Below are 19,450 nucleotides of genomic sequence, written 5' to 3'. Positions count from 1 at the left end.
GTGCATGCGGGTCGGGGCTGTGCCCGGTGGTGGGGGCGGGGGAGGATACGGGGATGAGCACCACTCGCCCGATGCTGACCCAACGGGAGGCCGCCGACGCGTGCGGCGTCAGCCGCACCACCATCCGCCGACGGCGAGAAGAAGGCGGCCTGCCCGGCGCGGTCCAGGACCCGCACCGCGGATGGCTGATCCCCGTCGAAGACCTGCTCGCCGCCGGGTTCCGTCTCAACGCACCCGCCGGCCCCGACCCCGACCCCAGCCCGGCGGCGAGTCCGGCCGCGGTCGTCGAGCACGGCGGCCACCACCAGGGAGCACGACGTGGACGCGCTACGCCGACTCACTGCCATCTCGTGCGCGGCCAGGTTGATGCCGTAGCCGTCGATAACAAGCTGGCGCGCCTCTTGGGGGATCTCCCCGGCCGTCGACCGGCGACCGTCAGCCGCTCCTGAATCTCCGCGAATGGCACCCGCTTGGGGTCAATGCCGACGGGCGCGGTGTTGTCGAGTGAGCCCTACTTCAGCTCGATCTCCCCAATTATCGTCACTGTGACACTATGCGGAGTAGACTGCTGCTGGCTGCCTCGGGATCTGGCCACAGAGACGCTGCCAGCGGAAGGAGTATGCGCTATGCCCTCGTCGGACTCTTCAGGTTCACACCAGGCCGCGTCCCTTGCGGAGTTGGAGGTCATCACGGCACAGAGGTCCGAGTCGAACGATCTCTACCACTACACGAACGCCAACGTGGCCATGTACAACATTCTGGCCAGCGGGACACTACGGCTGTCGCCGTTTGAGTCGACGAACGACCTCTGGGAGTCCCGTCCCCTCCATCCCGTCCTCAGCTGCCATCACGAGGACACAGGCTGGCTGGACAACGCAGGATCTATGAGCTTGTGGGCAGACATCGACCGGCACATCCGCCTGCACACGAAAGTCGCCTGCCTGACTCGGGACTTCACCCTGCCGGACCACGTCTGGAACCGCGACGCCTGGCGAGGCTGGGGCCACCTGTCACTGTGGGCTCACTACGGCGCCGGCCATACCGGCATCTGTCTACGCTTCGACCGCACCCGGCTGATCGAGGCGTTCCTCGAGCAGACGGATGCCGCCGCAATGCGGTTTCACAATTCCGTGGCCTACGTGCCCACCCAAGGGGCGGGACCGAACGACCTGGACATCGGGCAGATCAGAGAGTTCGGCGTCGATGCCGCCGCTCTGGCGTATGCCGAGGCAAACCAAGACTCGCTGTTCTTCAGGAAGTACTGGGACTGGGAGAATGAGGCAGAGTACCGGCTCGTCCTGCTCGACCAGTCGCTCCTGCCGGCATACATTGACATCCGCAGCGCGCTGACTGGAGTGATCCTCGGAGACGCCTTCCCTGCAGGACGCCGACCGGCACTCCATGAGATCCTGCAGGCATACCCCGAGGTCGAGGTTCACCAACTGCAATTCCATAACCGCCGGCTCATGTGCTTCCCTCCCTCGCCGGAGGTAGCGGTCGAGGGAGTGCCGTGGGCTCAGCCCAGGCGCAGCGGTTCCCTGCAAGAGCGCCTTGGGGCCCTACGGGACGCGACGGCCAAGGCCAATGAACTCCGGCCAGCAGCCGTGCAGCTGGCAGCAGAGCATCTGGCATTCATCGGCGGAGCCATCGCGGAACTGTGCTCCGAGCTAGGATCCTGGCCCGAGGTGGAGGCCAAGGCCTATCCGCACCCTCAAGCTGTGCCCGAAGAACAAAGGGCCCGCATGCCGGGTGTCTCCGGAGAGCAGGTACACCACGAGGGTGGCTCCATGTGCGTGGTGGAGAACCTGCCGAAAGGCTCCCTCACCCTCGTAGCAGCGGCAGCGCTGCAGGTGCTCGACGACCAGCGACTGCGTCTGCACTGGATGGTCACCATCGAGCTGCCGGGCCCCCAAGGCAACGGTCTCACTGGACACTGGCGGGATGCCCGTGTGATCACCAGCGATGAGGCGGCCTCAACACTGCCATCCTTCATAGCCCAGCTGCGGACCGCAGTACGCGCTGCGCGCCCCGACTTCGACTCCCAGCGCCAGGCCCTAAAAAACGGACTGCCATAGCGAGCGCACCTCACTGGCGAAGCCCGCCAGGGCGCACCCCCGGGCTGGGAAGTCCGCCACCAGGCACGCATCCCCTGCGGGCCCACAGCGCCCCACGACGGCAGGGCGCAGCGCGGCCCCCGCCGACGCGCAACAGGACACGCACCCCAGCCCATCCTCCGAGGCCCCGCCACTTGCCGGAGTCGAACCGTCATTGGCCCGCCGCGGCATCCTGTCAAATGGGCCGTGGGGCGGACGGATGGGCACGGCGGCTCCGCTACTCGCCGTCGGCGGCCTGATGGTGCCCCTTGATGAGAGGCGGCCATAGGGTCGGCGGTGGCGTCCGGAGCCATCCGCTGCGATTCCGTCGACTGCGTGAGGATGGGATTTTGTATGTTCCGTTTCCTCGGGCAGGGGCCAGCTGCGGCAGCAATAACCGCTGACCCCCGTGCTGGGGCCCTGCCCGCCAGCACGGGGGCGAGCCCCAGCACGACCGGCGCCTCACCCAGCGCACCATCGGCAACCTCGAAGCGGCACAGACAGCTCAGGAAGCGGCGAGCGTCGTCACGGGCCTGGAGGCCGAACGAGAGCCCCGGCGCCCCGGCATTGTTGCCGTCACCGATGCCTCGCCCTCCAGGGCCTGATCACGAGTCTGTGGCGCAGCACTGCTTGGGCGTACAGGTGCTCCAGTTCACCGGCCTGGGTGCGCAGGCTGCCGGGTGTCGAGCCCGGGTAGTCCTGGAGGATCTTCCACCCGCTGTACCAGTGGGCGCTGTCGACGCTCGCGGGAAGGACCAGGGCGGCGGCCTCGAAGGCGGCGAGCTCGGCGAAGCTGCCCTGTCGCTCCTTTGAGAGGGAAGCCAGCCAGATTTTCAGTGCCGCCGCTTTGCGGGGGCGGTCGCTGAATCAGGCGCTGAGCTTGCGGAGGCGTTTGGCGTGCTGGTGCAGGAGAAACCTGCCGAGCTGCGTAGCCACCGAGTTCGCGGCCCTGCGCTACTTCGCGCTCAACGGCACCGACCACCGCAGCCACAACGAGCAGAACACCGCCATCAACGCCTACATCCGCTGGCACAACACCCGCGCCGCGCCGAAGACCGCCTTCGCCCCGGACTCACCGATCCGAACCTGGACTCAGTACCCCGCGAAGGCGGCCTGAGAAGTTCTCCACCAGCCCCTCGGGGACCGCCGGCCACTTCTCCATGGCTGCGACGATCCCCGCCAGACGGGTCTCGAAGGCCGCCGCGTCGACCTCGCCGCTTCCATAGCCCTGCCACAGGTCGACGAGCTGGTCTTCCCGCTCGCCGAGATCGATGAGCTTGTCGGCCAAGGTGAAGCCGTCCAGGGACGGCTTCCCGACCTCCAGCACCCAACGAGTCGCAGCCGCGGCTGCGGCGATGCCACGGCCTGCCAGTTCAACAACGGTGAAAGACACCTTGGGATGGGCTGCCACCGCGAGGAACACACCCAGGAAGACCGAGTTCCGAACGGCTGTCACGGCCGCTGCCCCGCCGCTGGACGCTTCACTGTCCGACACGTCCCTACCTGTCATCCGAAGGATGCCGCACACCCAGAGCAGTCGCGATCGCCTCCAGCAGCCTACCGAGATGTCCGGCCAAGGAACTGAGACGAGCCACTAGCCGTACGGGCTGTACGCGCTGGGGGTGCTGGAGGGAGCCAGGGTCGATTTTTGTGGATGGGACGGTTCAGGTGGCTACTGCCCCGCGATGAGTGTCGGCAGTTTGCGCATGTCAGAGAAGACGGTGGTGTTGGGGCCTTCGAGTCGTGCAGCCGGGGTGAGCCCGCCGGCATAGCCGAAAGATCGCATGCCGGCGGCGCGGGCAGCGCGGACTCCGGGCTGGCTGTCCTCGATCACCACGCAGTCTGCGGGATCGACGCCCATCTGTCGGGCTGCGTGCAGGAACAGGTCCGGGGCGGGCTTGCCGTGAGAGACCTCAGTTGCGCTGAAGATGCGGCCCGCGAAGCGTTCGTAGAGTCCGGTGCGGCCGAGGGTGTGCCGCATCTTGTCGTGGGAGCCGCTGGAGGCGACGCAGGTCGGCAGGGTGAGTGCGTCGAGGGCTTCTGGCAGGCCCTCGACCGGGGAGAGCTCGGCGTCCACGGCCTCGCGGTGAAGCTGCTCGAACCTCTCCGACCAGGTCGCGGCTGTGTCCTCACCGAGCTGAGCGGCGACCTGGTCGCGGATGGCAGCGTGTGAGCGCCCGATGAACCGGTCCACGACCTCGTCCTCGGTCAGCGGCCAGCCCAACTCGGCTCCCAGGGCGACCTGCACGCGTGCGGCGATGCGCTCACTGTCAACCAGCACGCCGTCGCAGTCGAATATGACGAGTTCAACGGGCTTGATCATCCCCGCAGCATAGGACCTCACCAGTCAGGCAGCCCTGCAGCCATCGAGCGTTCGACCAAGACGCCGTTGGCGGACTTGGCGCATGACCATTCCCCGCGCACGACACCTCTGCAGGTGGCCGTCACCCTTCTCCTGTCTTGCTCAAGGAGGACGGATACGGCTCAGGGGCCCGCTCCCACGTCACCCAGTACGGACTGCCCGCCCCGCCGATCCGCATCGTGCGACCGCCCATCGCCGGGCGTCTGTTCCCGAACCTGTCACGCCGGCCATCGACCGCGCCTCTGAGCCGCCCGCATACAGCGGACTGGCGGAGCCGCCGTCAGGGGATTCACCCGGGAGTGCCTCACGTACGTGGCGTTGCTCTGCGCACTCGCCACCGCCCGCTCGCTCGCTGGGTATCGACGTCAGCGCCTTGCCCACCGTGCTCGTCCTCTGAGACCGCTCAGCGGCTCGTCGTCTCACGCGGGCCCCCTACTGGGCGCTGGCGGTCGCCGATGAACACGGACTTCATAGCCGCGAACTCCGACTGGCTCATCGTTTTCCATCTGCCGACCTACACCCCCTGATCTGAACCCGACCGAGGGTATCTGGCCGCTGGTGAAGCGCGGCCTCGGCAACCTCAAGGCCGCCGACCTTGGCCAGAACATCCGCGCGGTCAAGCGCAAGCTCAAGATGTTGCAGTACCGGCCGCAGATGATTGGCGCATGCTTCGCAGAAGCGGGACTGGAGTTCAGCGAAACACCCTCAACCGCTGACCCCGCCCCTTGCGACGACACGGTGAGCGTGCACCCAATGCGATCCCGGGCGGCGGGATGGGCATGGGTAGCGTGTCGTCGTCGGAGAACAGCGTAGGCGTTGGGAGGTCTCGGATGCTGGCACGGCCCGAGCAGCAGAAGCGGGCTCAGCGCCCTGGGCCTAGAGCCCGACCAGACGCCGCCTCCGGCCCCGACAGCCGCTCGTGGACCGGAAGAAAGTCCGGGCACGGCGCAGCAGGCGTTCCAACCGGGCGCGGCGGCCCTCACGCAGTGGGCGGAGCGGGTGGCCCGGACCGGGCGGCGCCCCGCGCGCACGGCGAGGAGATCGCGATCGACGGCGCGGCGGAGCCGGTGGTGATGAAGCTGGGCGTATGGATCTCCAAAAATAAAAGTCGGCGCGACAAGCTCACCGCCGACCAGCACGCCGCCTCGCACAGCTGGGCATGGACTGGGCGTGAGCAACCACAGGATTCTGATCAAAGGGTGTTGGGTCTAATTACGCACAGCTACGCTGGCAGCTCTGTGCGCAAGGGGGTTCATGCGGCCTTTACCGATCTTGCCGAGGATCCGCCCCGGGCCTCAGCCGCCCAGAGGCCAGCAGCTGAGGGTGGAGGCCGGGCGGTCGGGTCACCAGAGACCGAAGAACCGTGTCCACCAGGTGGGCCGTGCCGCGAAGTGCTCCAGCGCACTGGGGCCCTCGTAGTCGCTCTCCAACAGTTCCTCGGGGACACTCACATAGCCGAGGTCGGCCAGCGCCTCCTCCACGGTGGCAAGGTCGCCGAGGTCCAGCGCCCCCTCCTCATGGGCCTCGTCCGTGCTGAGGAAGGCCCCCGGATTGTCAGCGCAGACCTCCGCGAGGGAGCCGAATTTACTCACGCAGACCACGATCCGCGTCCCGCAGACCGTCGCGTCCGCGGGCACGTGGATGCGCCCGTACTCGCTGGAATCCTGGGTGTCCCGCTCGGACTCGCACGTGACGCCGAAGTCCGCTTCGAGCCGGCGCACCAGCCCGCCGAACTTGAGGCCGGTCGCCGCGCGGTCGTAATGCAGCGGCCATTCCAGCCGCTCCGGGTCATCAAGTTCACGCAACAGCGCCAGCAGTTCTATCTCGCTCTTCACCATACGCACATCCTGCCGCCCGTCGGGCGGTGGGAGTTCCAGCGTATTTGTGCGGCAGCCCATACGGCTACGGAAGGTGCGTCAGTCCCTGATCAGGTTGAACTGTTCGCCGCAGCCGCGAGGCGCGCACACCTGGATCCTGATCCGATCGACGCCGCCGGGCAGATCGGGGTCGCCGATGTAAAAGTTGTAGGGGACCACAGGGCCGCTGGAAGTCCTGGATTGGCTGTCGACCTTGGTGGAACCGGCGAAGGCGTCGAAGTGGACGGTTGCGGTGCCGTTGTATGCCTCCACCCAACCTTGAAGCTTCGAGGTGCGGTTGCCCCAGACGACCCCGCCCTGCGTAGCGCCGTCGCAGTAGTCGGCACATACGTAGTACGTGTCATTGGGCCAGGAGGCCGCGCGGAGGTCTGCTGAGGCCGGCCCGGCCGTCAGCATTCCCATCGCCAAGGCTGCGGCCGCACTCAAGCTACAGATCGTGCTCAGTTTCCTCATCACAGACATCATTTCCTCCCCTAAACCCGACCGGCGCTTGCTCATCAGGCATTTCGGCCCCCTGCACCAGGGACATACCCCCAGCCTAGACCCGCTCCCCACCCCCGAACGGTGAGCTCGCAGCCATGGTCAGCGATCCGACCCAGTCAACGGCTCACTTACCACTATGGACATGCGGCCGTGCCGCGCCAACGGTCATGACGCCGCCCCAACGCGCACACAGGTCGCATTCATGCGCATACAGGTCGCAATCGCCAAGGGAAACATGACGCCCGACGCAAAGTCCGTCCCGCCCCTTCCGCCATGGACACCCAGCTTTACCCAGTTCCCCTTCGCTGGAGGGCGCACAGCACAGCGGGCGGCTGCGTCCAGCGCCAAGAAGCTCCCCCCGGGCGTTCGCCTGCCGACGTCTACTGTCGGACTCGCCCTGTGTACGTCGAAAATGTTTACCTGGTCGGCGTCATCGCCGTACCCGACCACCCGGACGACCGCGCCAGGCTGGAACCCGAGCCCGGCAGCCAAATGGGTCTCCAGCGTCGTCATACGACCACTCTCCTCATGCTCTGCACACCTGCGCGCCGATCGCCTTACGCATCCAACCAAGCGCGGCGGTAGCCATCGCTGGTCCGGACCCAGGGAGGAGAGCCAGGCGCGGAGCGCCGGCCCCGACGCCCCCGGCAGGCAGGCGTGACGTATGCCGCTGTGCGCGGGGACGCTGGGGACGCGAGGGACGCTGGGGACGCTGGGGACGAGCCTGTGACCGTGCGGGCATCGATTCGCTACCCGACGGGCCTACGCTCCCACGTGACTGATCTACAGATCAGGTGAGTCGTTTCCTGAGCGCAGCACGTCCATCGCACGGCTGGCGAAGCGGACGGGCGCGCATCGGGGGAAGTACACGTCGGGGAGAAGTTATGCGAAAGAATCGTTCCGTCCGGGCCGCTGGCTGCGTGGCCGCCGCTGTCGGGGTACTGGCTGTGGGCTCCGCTCTCACTCCCGCCCAGGCCGCGCCGGCACGGGCGCAGGCCAAGGTGTATCTGACCACCTCGGTGACCCAGTGGTCCCACTACCAGCCCAACCTGCACAGCCACGCGGGCACGCTGTACGCGGGCCGCAACTACTTCTACTGCTGGACCGCGGGAGACTGGTACTCCAACAACGGACACATCTCCGGTGCCTGGCTGCGCACCGACGACGACAGCGGCCACCGCAACGTCTACGTGAACATGGTCAACCTCAGCGACACCGACTTCTGGCGCGCGCAGAACATGCTCCCCCAGTGCTGAACTCCTGAGCAGAAGGCCCCGCAGCAGCGCCTCCCGCACGGCGGCCTTCACCACACGAAGGCCGCCGAGGCGTCAGGGGCGCGGCCCGAGGACTGCGGGCTTCGGCCACAGTCCTCGGGCCGCCCACACCGCCGACACGGAGCTGACATTCCCACCAGGCGTGGCGACTTCCACGTTGCCTCACCCTGCCGCAGGAGTGCGGACCCGATCTGACGCTCGGCGTCCGGCAAGCCGGGAAGCGCCCCGCCAGGTGCAGGCGGGGCGCTGGGACGTGCGAACGGGTCAGATGGCCCAGAGGGTCGGGCCGTCCTGCCCCTGCTCGCCTCGGTCGGGTAGAGGTAGGCGTAGTCGATGTTGCACGTCGTCCAATAGCCGGTCTTGTTGTATGCGGACTGGGTTACGTCGTTCCCAGGGCCGTATGGGGTCGGGGTCCGCAGACAGTCCCACTGGTCCAGCTCGTACGCGCAATACCGGCGGAGCAACGCCTTGAAGTCCTCGAACTCACCGTCGCTCAGCGGGCCACCCGGTACCTGTCCACGCTCCACAGCCACACGCTACAGCCTGGCATGACAAGAAGACGATCTACACGTCCACGCCCGCCGGCCCACCTGCCCCAGCCGACGGGGGGCGGCAGCGGCAGAACCCGCTTCCCGAACCCGCAAGCCCAGGGATACGGTCGGCAGGCCCCGGGCGCTCGCAAGTTCGGGGCCATGGACCGGCGACCGCGCCCACCTAGCTCCTGCTCGGAGTGGGGTCCGCCTGATGGCGGGCGGTCGCCGGGCGCACCCCCGCGCTGCTCCGCTCAACGCCGCCGGCACGGTACGGGCGGCCCCAGGCCAGCCGAGCGGGTGTCCCGCCCCGCCGGTGCGCATCCAGTTCCACGGGACCATGGGCAAGGTCAATGCGTGGGACGCGGTGGACTGCCAGGACTACATGACCTTCTCCGTCAACATCGGTGGCCGCACCGGCCGCGGCACGCTCACCTTCGCGGGCGGCGTCGTCCCGCTTCGCGGATAATCCCCGCATGCATCCCACTGATCTGGTGTCCCGTCAGGCCGAGGCCATCGTGAACCGTCTCGGCCTGGCGGGCCGGTGTGAGATCTCGGTCGTGACCGTTGGATACGGCTCGACAGCCATCACGAGGGAACACGGGCATCCCAACCCTCCGTCCTTCCCTGCCGGGGCGTTCAGCTCCTCGCTTACCGTGCAGTGGGGACCGCTCGATGACGAGCCGCCCCTGGACGCCGGTGTCCACGTACTGGTGTCCACCGCCGACGAATCGACGCGGGTCCGTCTGCCACCGGACATGGATCACGTCGAAGCCCTGGTGCTCCTGGCCGACCGGCTCCAGGACTGGGCCATCGAACTGACACACGGCCGCGCCCTGCCGCCGTGTCCAGGGCACCCTCACCCGATGTCCGCTGCCGCGGTGGACGACTGTGCGGCCTGGGTCTGCCCCGCCAGCCCCGAACAAGTGCTGATCCCGCTCCCCTGACCCGCCGAACACCGCCCCATGCCCGGGCGGGCTGCCGCCCAGGACGAGGCCCTGGCGGACGCACTCGGCCGCCGCCTGGACGCTGGCGGCGCACTCACCCGTACGACCTGAAGCGCAAGGACGCCGAACAGGCACTCGCTCTGCTCGCCGCCCACCCCGACCAGGTCACCACCAGCACCCGGGCGGGCAGATACCGCACGCCACCATCGACAACGCGACCGACCGGACCGCCCCAGCGGACCCCGACGGCTGGACCCGGCAGCCACGGGCTACGAGCTCCGTACGGTACTGGGACGCCGCGTTCCGGGCTGGGTCCCGACCGAGTGCCGCTGCTCGCGGACCTGAACCACCAGCAGCTCTACGACCCCGGCTTCCCGGCCCGCTGGCGCCACCGTGTCCTTGCCTCGATCGGGGCCGGGGAACCGCGCCGCCAGGGGGGATGGTCAACGGCACGGGGTCAGGAGCGGGGAGCGCTCACGCTGGCAGGGCAGACACGAGTAGCCCCCGCAGTACTACCCATAGTGGGCCATCCTTCGTGTCCGCATACGGAGTTGTGCCGGATTTCCTACCCCGGGGCATGAGCCCCCACTGCACCCCCAGGGCTGGGGTGCCCCCGTTCCGGTGGAAGGACCTCACCGGGGAGCGGAAGGTAGGGCGAGCGTGATCGGTGACGCGCACGCCGGACAGGCCGCACAGTCCGTAGGGGTGGTAGATCCGGTCGTGGCCGGGTACATGGTCGCGAGCTGTCGGCGTACACGCGCCGTCTGCGCAGCGGGGCGGGGCAGCGCAGGGTTGAGCCGCCCGGCAGTGGATGGCGGGCCACACGGCGAGCAGATGGCTGCTGCTGCCAGACGCATGAGGGGCGTTCACCGCTCCGGGCGCACGAACCGGAAGGGTTCCCCAGACTGATCGGCAACGACGATCCCGGACTGTCCCTGGCAGATCCAGTGAACCTCGATGCGAAACCTGTAGTCGCCTGGTTCAGCGGTGCCCACGTCGAGGAAGAAGTGACCAGGGCTGTCCGGTGTGGCCGTGTAGGGGAAGTCCGGTACGCCCTCGGCAGGTCTAACCCAAGAGGTCGGGGCCGTGGTATTCGCTCTGATTCCCGCGGTGAGCCTCACGCGGAACTCCCGGAGCTCCCGCAGATCCATCGGGTAACCGAGCAAAAGGGGCCCGACGTCGCTGACGTGCGGAGGAACCTCATATGACTCCAGGCGCATAGCCATGGTGTTCACGATCACTGTGCGGTTGCCGGTGGCCTCAACGATCAGATGGATGTCGGCCGAATAGAGCTGCACCACGTTGGCGGGATCGCGCCGGTGTTCCGTGGTCGGCGGCAGGGGCCTATATACCCTCTGATGCCGGGGCTCTGGGTGGACGTGACGGTGATGGGGGCTTCCTGCTTGTGGGGCGGCCTCGCCCGGCCGCCGCGCATGACGGCGTGGTCGACGCTGCGCGTGACGATTCCCGTGACGGCCGCGCTGACGCCTGCGAGGACCGCGGTCAGGACCCACTGCTGCACCCCGGCAAGCACCGCGGCCACCACGGTGACAGCGACGGCCACCCCAACCGCGCACAACCGCATGACCTGTCGCCGAGGCAGCACGGCATCTCCCTTCGACACCCCAGATGCCCAGTCCCAGGCGAATCAGTGGCTCGGACCAAGCACCTCGGTCACTCTCATCAAGCCTGCCCCCTCGGCGCAAGAGCCGCTTCTCGCCAGGCAGGGTCGCTTGGCAGACTCCAACGGCGGGACTGCACGCGCATATTGGGGCCGAGCCCCAGCACAAACGAACCTCACTGACCGCACCGTTGCAGGCGAGATGCCCATCATCCGCGCGGCCGTCTCGGTCGAGCAGCCCTCCAGGAACACCAGCAGCACCACGTCGTAATGCCTCTCCGGGAGCTGCGCGATCGCCGCGTACAGACCGAGCTTGGACTCCAAAAGCTCCAGACGGGTACGCGAGGTCCGGCGCAGGGCGGCGAACCAGGCGGTCTCCACCATCGCCACGGGCCGGTCCAGGACGATCCGCCGACGCTCGACCCCCTCACGCAGGGCCGCCCAGGCGAACGCCTCGGTGCTGGGCTGGCGCAGGGCGTGGTCCCACACCTTCAGCAGAAGAGTGAACACGTCCTCGACGACCTCTATCGCCTCGGCGTCACTGCCCAGCTGCAGGTGGACGTAGCGCAGGTAGGTGCGGTGGTGGTGGGCGTGGAACGCGACGTAGTCCACCGGCAGCACACCGGCCAGCTCCCCGCTGACGGCCTGCTTCCCCAGCCAGTCCTCACCCTCACTCACCATGCCCCCACCCCGCCTCCGTCTCGGCATCCGCCTGGACGAGGAGGGCTGCCTCCGGGCGCGGACCGCGCGAAGTCTGTCCGGAGCGGTGACGGCCGGTCAGCTCGACAGCCCCCGCCCGCACCCCCGGCCCCCAGCAGGTGCCTCCAGCACCGTCCACGTCCGGGGCGAAGACCCGGCCCGCCGTCACCACCAGCAGCACCCACATGGCCTTCTCGACGACATTCACGTCCGCCGCGGTCCCTCCACTCATAACCGAACAGCGTGGCCGCCCCCTGCGGCAGCCGGAGAACCGAAGGGCCCTCACTGCCCAGCCAAGCGAAAACACACCCCCCTCGTGCACGCCGGTCACCGCCCAATCCGCGGAACGGGGGCATCCGGATACGAACACGCCCCCCTTGACGCCCGCGCACGCCACCGCCGGACACACAGCCTTCTTCGCTGCGCCGGGACCGGGGTTGCATCGAGCGAAGCAGCGGCCAGCGCAGGCAGGTTGCCCCTTCAGGTACCGTTCCTAGTCGGTCACGCACGGGCCACTTCCCACCGAGCCGCAATTCGTCCAAGGGGCGCGGAGCCTTTCTGCGGGGAAACCAGCCGGACGTCTGTGTCAGAGGTGGGTGCCAAGATCACGGCATGGGAGTTATCTATGGATACTTTGCTGCTGCCGACGATGACGACGCAGTGCGCGCCGTAGTGCGCGAAGACTGCGAACCAACTGCAACGGGTTATGACGGGTTCGACGTCAACGGGATGGATCCGACCATAGCCCTGCTGCCAGCGGAAGCGGCTCTCACCGGACGGTCGGCCGAGACGGTCCAGGGCGACCCGCGGCATAGCCATCTGCTCGCGAGCATCGACGAGGGGGAGCTTCTGTGCCTGACGCTGACCGATTCCCTGCGTGATGCCCTCGCCGACGCTGATCAGTCCCTGCTGCGAGAGGTTGGCCGCGAGTGGGCCACCTCGGACGTGTTCTGGACACCCCCGGATCCGGAGAGGCTGGCGGAATTCCTCACAGATACGGCCAACTTGGCCAGCCGGGCGGTGGCTCGAGGACAGCGTCTCTACTGCTGGATCTCCGTCTGACGAGCAGGTACAGGGCAGCGCATCCCGTATGTGTCCTGCTCAATGCCCTCTTGGGCACCGGTGAGTCCCCGGCGGGCGCGAGTGATGTCGAGAGAGGCACCGATCAGAACGGCAGGCCTGGCCCGCGAGGATGGTGGTGAACTGGGTGGCTACCCAGGCGGCTCGCCCCAGTCGGATGGGTGCATTGGTTCATCCCCCGGCACGGGGACGGTGCTTGGACCGACAGGGACGCCAACACAGCTCGGGGCGCCGCGGGAAATGTCGTGCACTTTGCGGAGTGACGGCCTCCCGGGCGGGATCCGGACAACGTCCACCAATGCCTTCCCGCTCGCGCGTTCGACGTGAAAGCATTTTCCTGATGCCCCGCGACAAAGGGGTGCACATAAACGGGAGGAACCACACTGTGAGATCAGCAAGGCGATTATCCGTATCCCTCGTGGCGGTGTTTGCCGCGGCCTCTTTGGCTGCGGGGGGCGTGGCGCAGGCGGATGAGGATCCGGCGGCCACCACGCAGGATGCAGGAGGGCCGATCCCGTCGCGGCCGGGCAACGACGAGGTCGACCCGGTGGTCCCGGATGACCAGCTTCCCGAGGTCAGCGTCAGCGACGCCCACACGCAGGAGGCCCAGGACGCGGGCTTCGACACCAGTGACGCGATCGTCATCCACTGGGGGATGGACGGCGGCGGCGCCGAGTGGTCGAGTGAGGTCATGGACGCGTCGGTGACCGCGAACAATGACCCAGCGAATTTCGCGCCGTCGCGTGACGCGCTGCCCGCCGCTGCGGGGCAGAGTGCGAAATCCGCCGGCTGGGTCTGCTCCACCTGGGCACGCCCCACCGTGAAAAGCCTGGGGCATCTCTCTTCGTCCAGTCATGAGTTGTGCTCGGGGAATTTCCTTTATCACTACACCCGCGGGAAATTCCTGCGGTCCTCGTGGTCGGGGCCGCGCTCCTACACGCGCTGGACGAATTCCCGCTTCGTCTACTCCCCCACCCAGGTCAACGACACGATCTGGTCGATCCGTTGCCCCGGCGGCGGCACCTACAACTACAACCTCCAGGTCCAGACGCACCTGGTGGACACCCGCGGCGACCACGGCGGGCCGTATGAGGTCGGCAAGTACGTGCGTGCCGCCTGCGGCACCTGACCGAAGTGAGAGATCCGATGCTGGTGTTCCTGGACCGCCTGCTGAACCGCCTCGCATCCCGGCTTGAGCGGTCTACGGCCGCGGGATCCTTCTCGTCCGCCGCGCGGACGCCGTGGTGGCGCAGGCGGGCTCGGTGCTACCGGGGGGCATTCGAGGAGCGGGAGGAGCGCCGTAACAACGCGCTCCCGGCGCCGACCGCACGCCCCTTGGACGCCAAGGACTGGCCCGGCGCCTAACGGCGGCTCCGCCGCTTGTCGCGGCGGTGGCGACATGGTCCGGCCCGGTGTGCCACGCACCGGGCCGGCTCCGTTTCCGCGCCGCGGCGGCCTACGGGAGCTGCACGCCCTCGGGCGCGAAGTTCGCGGGGTCGTTGTTGGCGGGGACGGAGGCGTCCAGGACGTCGCTGTGCCACTCCCGGCCGGATGCGTCGGAGCCGAAGTGCACCACGGAGGACCCCTCCTCCCCGGTACCGCCTGCAGCGTTCACCGCAACCGCCGCCGTGGTCAGGGTGAGGGCCGTGAACGCCAGGGCACCGATGACTAACGGTTTCGCTCTACGCACGAGATGTGTCCCTTCGCTGGCGACCCCAGCCTGGAGGGACCGCGTTCAAGAGAATCCTCGTGCGCACAGCGGGCTCTGGCACGGCCACGCGGGCACCTTGGCCGGATCACGGCCACCGATGTCCGGCAGCAACCACGGGCGGGCCTTCAACGCCACGCTCCTGCGAGAGACGGCACACCTGCGCACTCCTTGATTGCTTTGACGCACACGAGCTTGAATTCCTGTGTCTGCATCCCTGAGATCACCTGCCAGTCGCGTCCACGACCGGTTCGCAGCCAGCGCGCAGGAGGGAAACCGCCTCCCGGACGTCATGCCCATGGGGGAAGTTACCCCACGGGACGGCATCGATGTCCAAGCCGAGTCGGGGCTCGGGCAGGATGCCGGCCACCGCCGTCCGCACGTCGAACGGACCCCCCGAGAACGAGGCCAGGTCCGCCCCTTCCGTCACTTTCCGGCACATCGCGAACGTCGGATCGGTCCGCCAGTCCTTCACGTCACACCCCAGCCGTCGAATCCCCGGAACTTGATCATGGCTGGTCCGGCGGCTCCCCAGAAGCCTCCCGGCGGTCATCCAGCGGCTCGTACGGGGCCACCCGTCGTGCACAGGGGCCAACCGGGATACTCAAAGGGCCACCTACCGAGCTCAGCCGTCGATGCTGGTTCGGCACTACGAGTCAGCCGCCCTGGAGGCCCCACTCGTCGAGCCCGCCGTAGACGTGGGCTTCGAGGCACTGCGGGGCGTCAAGGCCCACGGCCTCGCCCCGGTATACGGCGATGAGCGAGTCCTCGCCCCGCCACCAGGTGTCGGTCAGCCCCTGCACCTCGGGCACCGGTTCGAAGCCGCCGAGATCCAGTTCCTCTACGGCCCTGCCCCTGATCCTCGTGACCGTGTTGGCCCACCGGCGGGCATGGGCGGCCAGGGCCAGGGACTCCACCCACCCCTCCGTGCTGGCATGCAGGGGCGTCCAGCGGCAGGCGTCGATCCCGAACGCCCCGTCGGGGCCAACCATGAATCGGTAGGCCATGGACACCCGGCAGTCCCCTGCCGGGAACGACCAGCCGCCTGGCATCCGCTCGGGACAGCCTGCGTCCAGGATGCGCGGACCACCTTCGTAGAACGGGGCCGGCGGCAGCGCGAGGCCGCCCCAGCGGTCCTGGAAGGCAGTTGCCCGGTCAATCTCCGCAGCGGGGATCCCGTGCCCGATCCAGACGTCGTGGTGTCGCCGAATGTCCTGCCGGTGGACACGGAGACCCTCCACCTCGACGAACCGCTGGGCCCTGCGGCTCACGCCGGCAGGCGTGACCGGGATGGGCGATACGGGGCCGTCCGTGGAGGTCCTCAGCTCAGGGTGGTGGGCCCCGCAGCACGAGCAGCCGAACCCAAGATCACTGGTCATAGCGCCGGAGCCTAGCGACCGGCTCCGGTACCACCCCGGGCGGAAGCCCCGCCCGCAACCTCGCTGCGACTTTGCGAGATAGGCGACACCGCGGTGCAGGGCTGATGTGGAGTGCTTGGCCGATCGGATCACTCTACTTGCCACCGCTAGGCCGTTCTTTGTTGACACCTGCCCGTCATGCAGGTGATCAGCGGGCGACGACCCTCACCTGGTCGATGGTCGGCAGGGAACTGGGCATCTCGTCGGTAATCCAGGCGTACTCCAGCACCGCCAGGGTGGCGCCCTTGTCGGTCCACACGAGCAGTTCGCCGGTGTACTCGCCCGAGCGGTCGTGGACGTGAGCATCGACGGGCACCAGTTCGGAGGTCATGGTCGCGTGCTGCACCGGTTCCCTGACCTGGAGGTCGACGCTGACGGACCCAGGCGCCCAGAGAGCAACGACCTCCGCCAGGTCCAGCTGGCCGCGCAGCTCGCGCGCACCGGCGAAGCGGCGGAGAGGATGGGCTCCAGCACGGCTCGCTCGGAGACGCTCAGCGGACGGGGTTCAATGGGAAAGCGGGACATACGTCGATCATCCCAGGCTCACCCACCAGCTCGTCGCCGGCCAATGACGCCAGGACTGCAGGCACAGGGTCATGCAGCCCGATCAAGGGTCACCTACCTCGAAAAGTCGCACTCGCGAGACCAACTATCGCGCTCAAGCGCCAACCAGCGTGCTCAAGAGACAACTATCACGCTCAGTCACAGCTGTGACTGAGCGCGATACATGGCCTGAATGGCCAACTCCGATGCTCAATATTGCGGCAGGTGCATGGTAGGCAATGGGCTGGCGCGACCCCGTGCCGCGTGGGGGTGAAGCTTCTGCACCACCCTCGAACGGCCCCGCCGGGAGGGAGCAAGAGCTACGCGGCGTTCGACGCCTGGTGGCGGGAGTCCGGAAAGCAGCCGGTACGGCCTCGCACTCCCCCCAGCTGCCTCGAGGTAGCAAGGAGCTCTACGTCATCAGGCGCAACTCGGTCTGCACCGGATTCTTCTCGCGTCAGTCACACGGCCGGCCCTCGGTAGTGGAGGTAAGGGCCTGGACGTGTGACAGGGCGATACGACGGCGCGCGAGATCGACGTCGATGATCTTGACAGTGAGGGCGTCGCCGACCTCGACGACGTCTCTGGACGATTCATCCAGGTCGCTGGTGTGCACGAGCCCTTGGAAGCCGTCCTCTCGGTCCTCAATGCGGACGAAAACACCGAATGGCACGATTTTGGTGACCGGCCCAGTGACCACCTCGCCGATTCTCTGCGCTACCTGCGGCCAGGGGTCTTCCTGGACTGCTCGGAGCGACAGGGGTACCCGTTCTCGGACCATGTCGACGTCGAGGACCTCGGCTGTGACCTCCTGGCCGACGCTGACGACGTCGGAGGGATGGTCGAAGGGACGCCAGGACAACTCCGGGATGTTGATCATCGCAGTGAAGCCGCCGATGTCTACGAAGGTGACGCCGAAGCTGGCGATGGTCGTCACTGTGCCGGTGACGACCTGGCCTCGCCGCAAGGTCTTCAGGAAGGCCCAGTCCCGGTCGCTGGGTGTCGGCTCGGTCTGCCAGCGAGCGCGTAGAACGCCGTCGCTGTCGGGCAGCACAGCTGTGAACAGCGGGAGATCTTCACCGGCATACATGGATACAACGCCGGCAGCACGCGCGGTGGCGAGCTGGGAGGCCGCTGCCTCGAACTGGGTCTCGTCCACGACTGTGCTCGTGATCTGCCCACCCTTGTCCTCCCAGACGATCTCCACGAGGCCTTCGTCGGGCAGGGCGGCCACGGCCGTGTCGACGTCGGTGAGCAGGTCTGGCCAGATTGCCAGCTGTGCGCGTGGGGCCAGCTGGGAGCGCACAGTCTCGATGTTGTCGCGGGTCAGGCGGTGCCACCGGGAGGCGTTGACGGCGAAGACCTCCTCCAGGAACACTGCGCGGTGGGCACTGACGGTCCCGTGCAGGCGGCCCCAGAAGTCGGCGTCGGCGGGGCGCTGCACGTGCGCGGGGTTGTCGGGGGCGAAACCATACGGCGAGGCGTCTAGGCGTTCCGGGAACAGGCCGAGCGCGCGGGTGCGGGCCAGTGCGGTTTCGCAGGGCTGGTTGCTGCCGACGTAGATGTACTGGTCCCAGCCGACGTGCACGGCGAACGCTTCACCTGCCTCCAATCGGCACCAGGCGCCGCTGTCGCGGAGCATGGACCGGACGAGTTCCAGGCCGACGGTGATCGGCACCAGAGCGCCGTCATGGAACCCCATCGGGCCGGCCGGGAACAGGTCGGCCAGGCCGTAGCCGTCTACCGGTGGCTCCAGGCTGAAGTGGGCGAAGCCTCCGATCTGTGGCTCGCGGATCTCCAGCTGCTCAATGCCCGCCGCCTCCGCGAAGGCGGCGATTGCCGCCAGGTAAGCCTCCTCGACCGGCCCGTGGTCACTGACCGTGTCCTCGGCACCGGTGTAGTGACCGCGCTCGTCGCGGTGGGCGGGGTCGTACTTGGTGATCCGGTAGACGAACGGCGGCACGCTGCTCCCTGGGTGGCCTGGCGGGGATCCCAGCGTAGGTTCCGCTGCCGAGTCCGCGGTCAGGATTTTTCGGAGGAGCCCACTTCGCGCGGACGAACGGCCCTCTCATGCGGCGCATCCCTGGACCAGCCCGCCGACAGCGGCGCCCTCCCGCCGGGAGTCGGCGAGCTCGCCGCACAGCACCGACTGCTCGGCCTGCTCGACCCCCGCGACTGCAGGAACGCGGCGACGTGCTCGGGGCGGTAGCCGTCCGAGCGGGTCGGCGCTTTGGTCTTGTGCTTGGTGCGTCGAAAGGAGCGGATGGAGGGCTCCGCGGCCTGCCGCAAGGTGTCGGAGCACGAGGACGCGTGGCGGAGGACACGAGCCCAGGGCGCTCTGCTGGGGCGCCCCCGCCAGGTGGCTTGGAGGTGCCGGGCCAGAGTTCCGGGAGAACTGGCACCAGGAGTACCTCGCGGCCCTCGAACGTGGCTCCCGCATCAAGTCCGCACGCCGGAATGGCGCCGTCCTGCTGGTTCAGTGGGCCGCCGGCGGTTCGCTGGGGGACGCCGCCGCTTTCCTCGGGATCAACCCCGACAGGGGTCAGTACGCCCCATCTCTCCAGTTCCTCCGATGGCTCAACGACCGCGGCTCGGAACACTTCACAACAGCCCTGCACGACCTCGCCCGGGAACTGGGCACCGCCACCAGCCCTATCGACTACCACCATCGACGCGAGGCCCTGCAGAACTGGTACTTGACCCCCGGCACCTGGCAGGAGATCACCGACCGCCTGCCCCCTGTCGGCGTACTCGCCTATGTGCAGAGCCGCGTACGGATGAACGTGCAGAGCAAGGAAAACTGTGAAGTGGGGGC

19 protein-coding genes and 1 pseudogene are annotated in these 19,450 nt (G+C 68.0%); 9 read left to right on the top strand and 11 right to left on the bottom strand.

Annotation, left to right across the window (positions count from 1 at the left end):
- Positions 1-53 precede the first annotated feature (53 nt).
- The 3 genes from AC069K_RS35125 (at position 54) to AC069K_RS35115 (ending at position 3,210) form a co-directional block, all read left to right on the top strand.
- The gene (locus AC069K_RS35125; protein ID WP_478622835.1) at positions 54-449 is read left to right on the top strand and encodes a helix-turn-helix domain-containing protein; all 396 of its coding nucleotides are present in this window, start codon (positions 54-56) and stop codon (positions 447-449) included.
- A 177-nt stretch (positions 450-626) separates the two neighbouring features.
- A complete protein-coding gene (locus AC069K_RS35120; RefSeq protein WP_478622834.1) occupies positions 627-2,075 on the top strand; it encodes a DUF2971 domain-containing protein in 1,449 nt (482 codons plus the stop codon).
- Positions 2,076-2,973: 898 nt separating this feature from the next.
- Positions 2,974-3,210 carry a hypothetical protein gene (locus AC069K_RS35115; RefSeq protein WP_365109758.1) on the top strand — a complete coding sequence of 79 codons (237 nt, stop codon included), beginning with the start codon at positions 2,974-2,976 and terminating at the stop codon, positions 3,208-3,210.
- Here AC069K_RS35115 and AC069K_RS35110 read toward each other — a convergent pair.
- Entirely contained in the window at positions 3,166-3,588 is a 423-nt protein-coding gene (locus AC069K_RS35110; protein WP_365109755.1) for a hypothetical protein, read from the bottom strand. The two genes, AC069K_RS35115 and AC069K_RS35110, sit on opposite strands and share 45 nt — an antisense overlap.
- A gap of 177 nt (positions 3,589-3,765) precedes the next feature.
- Positions 3,766-4,416 carry an HAD family hydrolase gene (locus AC069K_RS35105; protein ID WP_365109752.1) on the bottom strand — a complete coding sequence of 217 codons (651 nt, stop codon included), beginning with the start codon at positions 4,414-4,416 and terminating at the stop codon, positions 3,766-3,768.
- A gap of 503 nt (positions 4,417-4,919) precedes the next feature.
- On the opposite strand from AC069K_RS35105, the pseudogene AC069K_RS35100 reads away from it, so the two are divergent.
- Positions 4,920-5,142 (top strand): annotated as a pseudogene (locus tag AC069K_RS35100) (IS630 family transposase); the annotation flags it as partial.
- Positions 5,143-5,798: 656 nt separating this feature from the next.
- On the opposite strand, the gene AC069K_RS35095 reads toward AC069K_RS35100, so the two are convergent.
- On the bottom strand, positions 5,799-6,293 hold the full coding sequence (locus AC069K_RS35095; RefSeq protein ID WP_478622831.1) for a hypothetical protein: 495 nt from the start codon (positions 6,291-6,293) through the stop codon (positions 5,799-5,801).
- 78 nt (positions 6,294-6,371) lie between these two features.
- The gene (locus tag AC069K_RS35090) at positions 6,372-6,758 is read right to left on the bottom strand and encodes a hypothetical protein (RefSeq protein WP_365109747.1); all 387 of its coding nucleotides are present in this window, start codon (positions 6,756-6,758) and stop codon (positions 6,372-6,374) included.
- Between the two features lie 941 nt (positions 6,759-7,699).
- Between AC069K_RS35090 and AC069K_RS35085 the strand changes: the two genes are divergently transcribed.
- The 3 genes from AC069K_RS35085 (at position 7,700) to AC069K_RS35075 (ending at position 9,566) form a co-directional block, all read left to right on the top strand.
- On the top strand, positions 7,700-8,071 hold the full coding sequence (locus AC069K_RS35085) for a hypothetical protein (protein WP_478622828.1): 372 nt from the start codon (positions 7,700-7,702) through the stop codon (positions 8,069-8,071).
- Between the two features lie 888 nt (positions 8,072-8,959).
- The gene (locus AC069K_RS35080; protein ID WP_478622827.1) at positions 8,960-9,088 is read left to right on the top strand and encodes a hypothetical protein; all 129 of its coding nucleotides are present in this window, start codon (positions 8,960-8,962) and stop codon (positions 9,086-9,088) included.
- Positions 9,089-9,095: 7 nt separating this feature from the next.
- Entirely contained in the window at positions 9,096-9,566 is a 471-nt protein-coding gene (locus AC069K_RS35075) for a hypothetical protein (RefSeq protein WP_478622825.1), read from the top strand.
- Between the two features lie 866 nt (positions 9,567-10,432).
- On the opposite strand, the gene AC069K_RS35070 is transcribed toward AC069K_RS35075, so the two are convergent.
- From AC069K_RS35070 to AC069K_RS35060, 3 genes are all read right to left on the bottom strand, one after another.
- On the bottom strand, positions 10,433-10,867 hold the full coding sequence (locus AC069K_RS35070) for a hypothetical protein (protein ID WP_478622823.1): 435 nt from the start codon (positions 10,865-10,867) through the stop codon (positions 10,433-10,435).
- Between the two features lie 347 nt (positions 10,868-11,214).
- A complete protein-coding gene (locus AC069K_RS35065) occupies positions 11,215-11,868 on the bottom strand; it encodes an RNA polymerase sigma factor (protein ID WP_478622821.1) in 654 nt (217 codons plus the stop codon).
- Positions 11,858-12,118 (bottom strand): hypothetical protein, encoded by a 261-nt coding sequence (locus AC069K_RS35060; protein ID WP_478622819.1) that lies wholly within the window; start codon positions 12,116-12,118, stop codon positions 11,858-11,860. The genes AC069K_RS35065 and AC069K_RS35060 overlap by 11 nt, the downstream gene beginning before the upstream one ends.
- 380 nt (positions 12,119-12,498) lie before the next feature.
- Between AC069K_RS35060 and AC069K_RS35055 the strand changes: the two genes are divergently transcribed.
- Together AC069K_RS35055 and AC069K_RS35050 are read left to right on the top strand one after the other, a co-directional pair.
- Positions 12,499-12,948: a hypothetical protein gene (locus AC069K_RS35055; RefSeq protein ID WP_478622817.1), complete on the top strand. Its 450-nt coding sequence runs from the start codon at positions 12,499-12,501 to the stop codon at positions 12,946-12,948.
- A gap of 436 nt (positions 12,949-13,384) precedes the next feature.
- A complete protein-coding gene (locus AC069K_RS35050) occupies positions 13,385-14,095 on the top strand; it encodes a hypothetical protein (protein ID WP_478622816.1) in 711 nt (236 codons plus the stop codon).
- Positions 14,096-14,897: 802 nt separating this feature from the next.
- Here AC069K_RS35050 and AC069K_RS35045 read toward each other — a convergent pair.
- From AC069K_RS35045 to AC069K_RS35030, 4 genes are all read right to left on the bottom strand, one after another.
- Positions 14,898-15,149, bottom strand: coding sequence for a hypothetical protein (locus AC069K_RS35045; RefSeq protein WP_478622814.1), 252 nt, complete (start codon positions 15,147-15,149; stop codon positions 14,898-14,900).
- Between the two features lie 181 nt (positions 15,150-15,330).
- A complete protein-coding gene (locus AC069K_RS35040) occupies positions 15,331-16,053 on the bottom strand; it encodes a hypothetical protein (protein WP_478622812.1) in 723 nt (240 codons plus the stop codon).
- A gap of 187 nt (positions 16,054-16,240) precedes the next feature.
- Positions 16,241-16,423 (bottom strand): hypothetical protein, encoded by a 183-nt coding sequence (locus AC069K_RS35035; protein ID WP_478622810.1) that lies wholly within the window; start codon positions 16,421-16,423, stop codon positions 16,241-16,243.
- Between the two features lie 669 nt (positions 16,424-17,092).
- On the bottom strand, positions 17,093-18,598 hold the full coding sequence (locus AC069K_RS35030) for a S1 RNA-binding domain-containing protein (protein WP_478622808.1): 1,506 nt from the start codon (positions 18,596-18,598) through the stop codon (positions 17,093-17,095).
- Between the last annotated feature and the right edge of the window lie 852 nt (positions 18,599-19,450).

The sequence above is a fragment of the Streptomyces sp. NPDC043908 genome (assembly GCF_056435525.1).
The sequence above is the reverse complement of the archived record's forward strand: the minus strand, read 5'-3'. Positions and strand labels throughout refer to the sequence as shown.

Excerpts from the sequence above, each read along its gene's own strand:
- AC069K_RS35125 (WP_478622835.1), top strand. The coding sequence starts at position 54 with ATGAGCACCACTCGCCCGATGCTGACCCAACGGGAGGCCGCCGACGCG.
- AC069K_RS35120 (WP_478622834.1), top strand. The coding sequence starts at position 627 with ATGCCCTCGTCGGACTCTTCAGGTTCACACCAGGCCGCGTCCCTTGCG.
- AC069K_RS35105 (WP_365109752.1), bottom strand. The coding sequence starts at position 4,416 with ATGATCAAGCCCGTTGAACTCGTCATATTCGACTGCGACGGCGTGCTG.
- AC069K_RS35095 (WP_478622831.1), bottom strand. The coding sequence starts at position 6,293 with ATGGTGAAGAGCGAGATAGAACTGCTGGCGCTGTTGCGTGAACTTGAT.
- AC069K_RS35085 (WP_478622828.1), top strand. The coding sequence starts at position 7,700 with ATGCGAAAGAATCGTTCCGTCCGGGCCGCTGGCTGCGTGGCCGCCGCT.
- AC069K_RS35080 (WP_478622827.1), top strand. The coding sequence starts at position 8,960 with ATGGGCAAGGTCAATGCGTGGGACGCGGTGGACTGCCAGGACTACATG.
- AC069K_RS35075 (WP_478622825.1), top strand. The coding sequence starts at position 9,096 with ATGCATCCCACTGATCTGGTGTCCCGTCAGGCCGAGGCCATCGTGAAC.
- AC069K_RS35065 (WP_478622821.1), bottom strand. The coding sequence starts at position 11,868 with ATGGTGAGTGAGGGTGAGGACTGGCTGGGGAAGCAGGCCGTCAGCGGG.
- AC069K_RS35060 (WP_478622819.1), bottom strand. The coding sequence starts at position 12,118 with ATGAGTGGAGGGACCGCGGCGGACGTGAATGTCGTCGAGAAGGCCATG.
- AC069K_RS35055 (WP_478622817.1), top strand. The coding sequence starts at position 12,499 with ATGGGAGTTATCTATGGATACTTTGCTGCTGCCGACGATGACGACGCA.
- AC069K_RS35040 (WP_478622812.1), bottom strand. The coding sequence starts at position 16,053 with ATGACCAGTGATCTTGGGTTCGGCTGCTCGTGCTGCGGGGCCCACCAC.
- AC069K_RS35035 (WP_478622810.1), bottom strand. The coding sequence starts at position 16,423 with ATGACCTCCGAACTGGTGCCCGTCGATGCTCACGTCCACGACCGCTCG.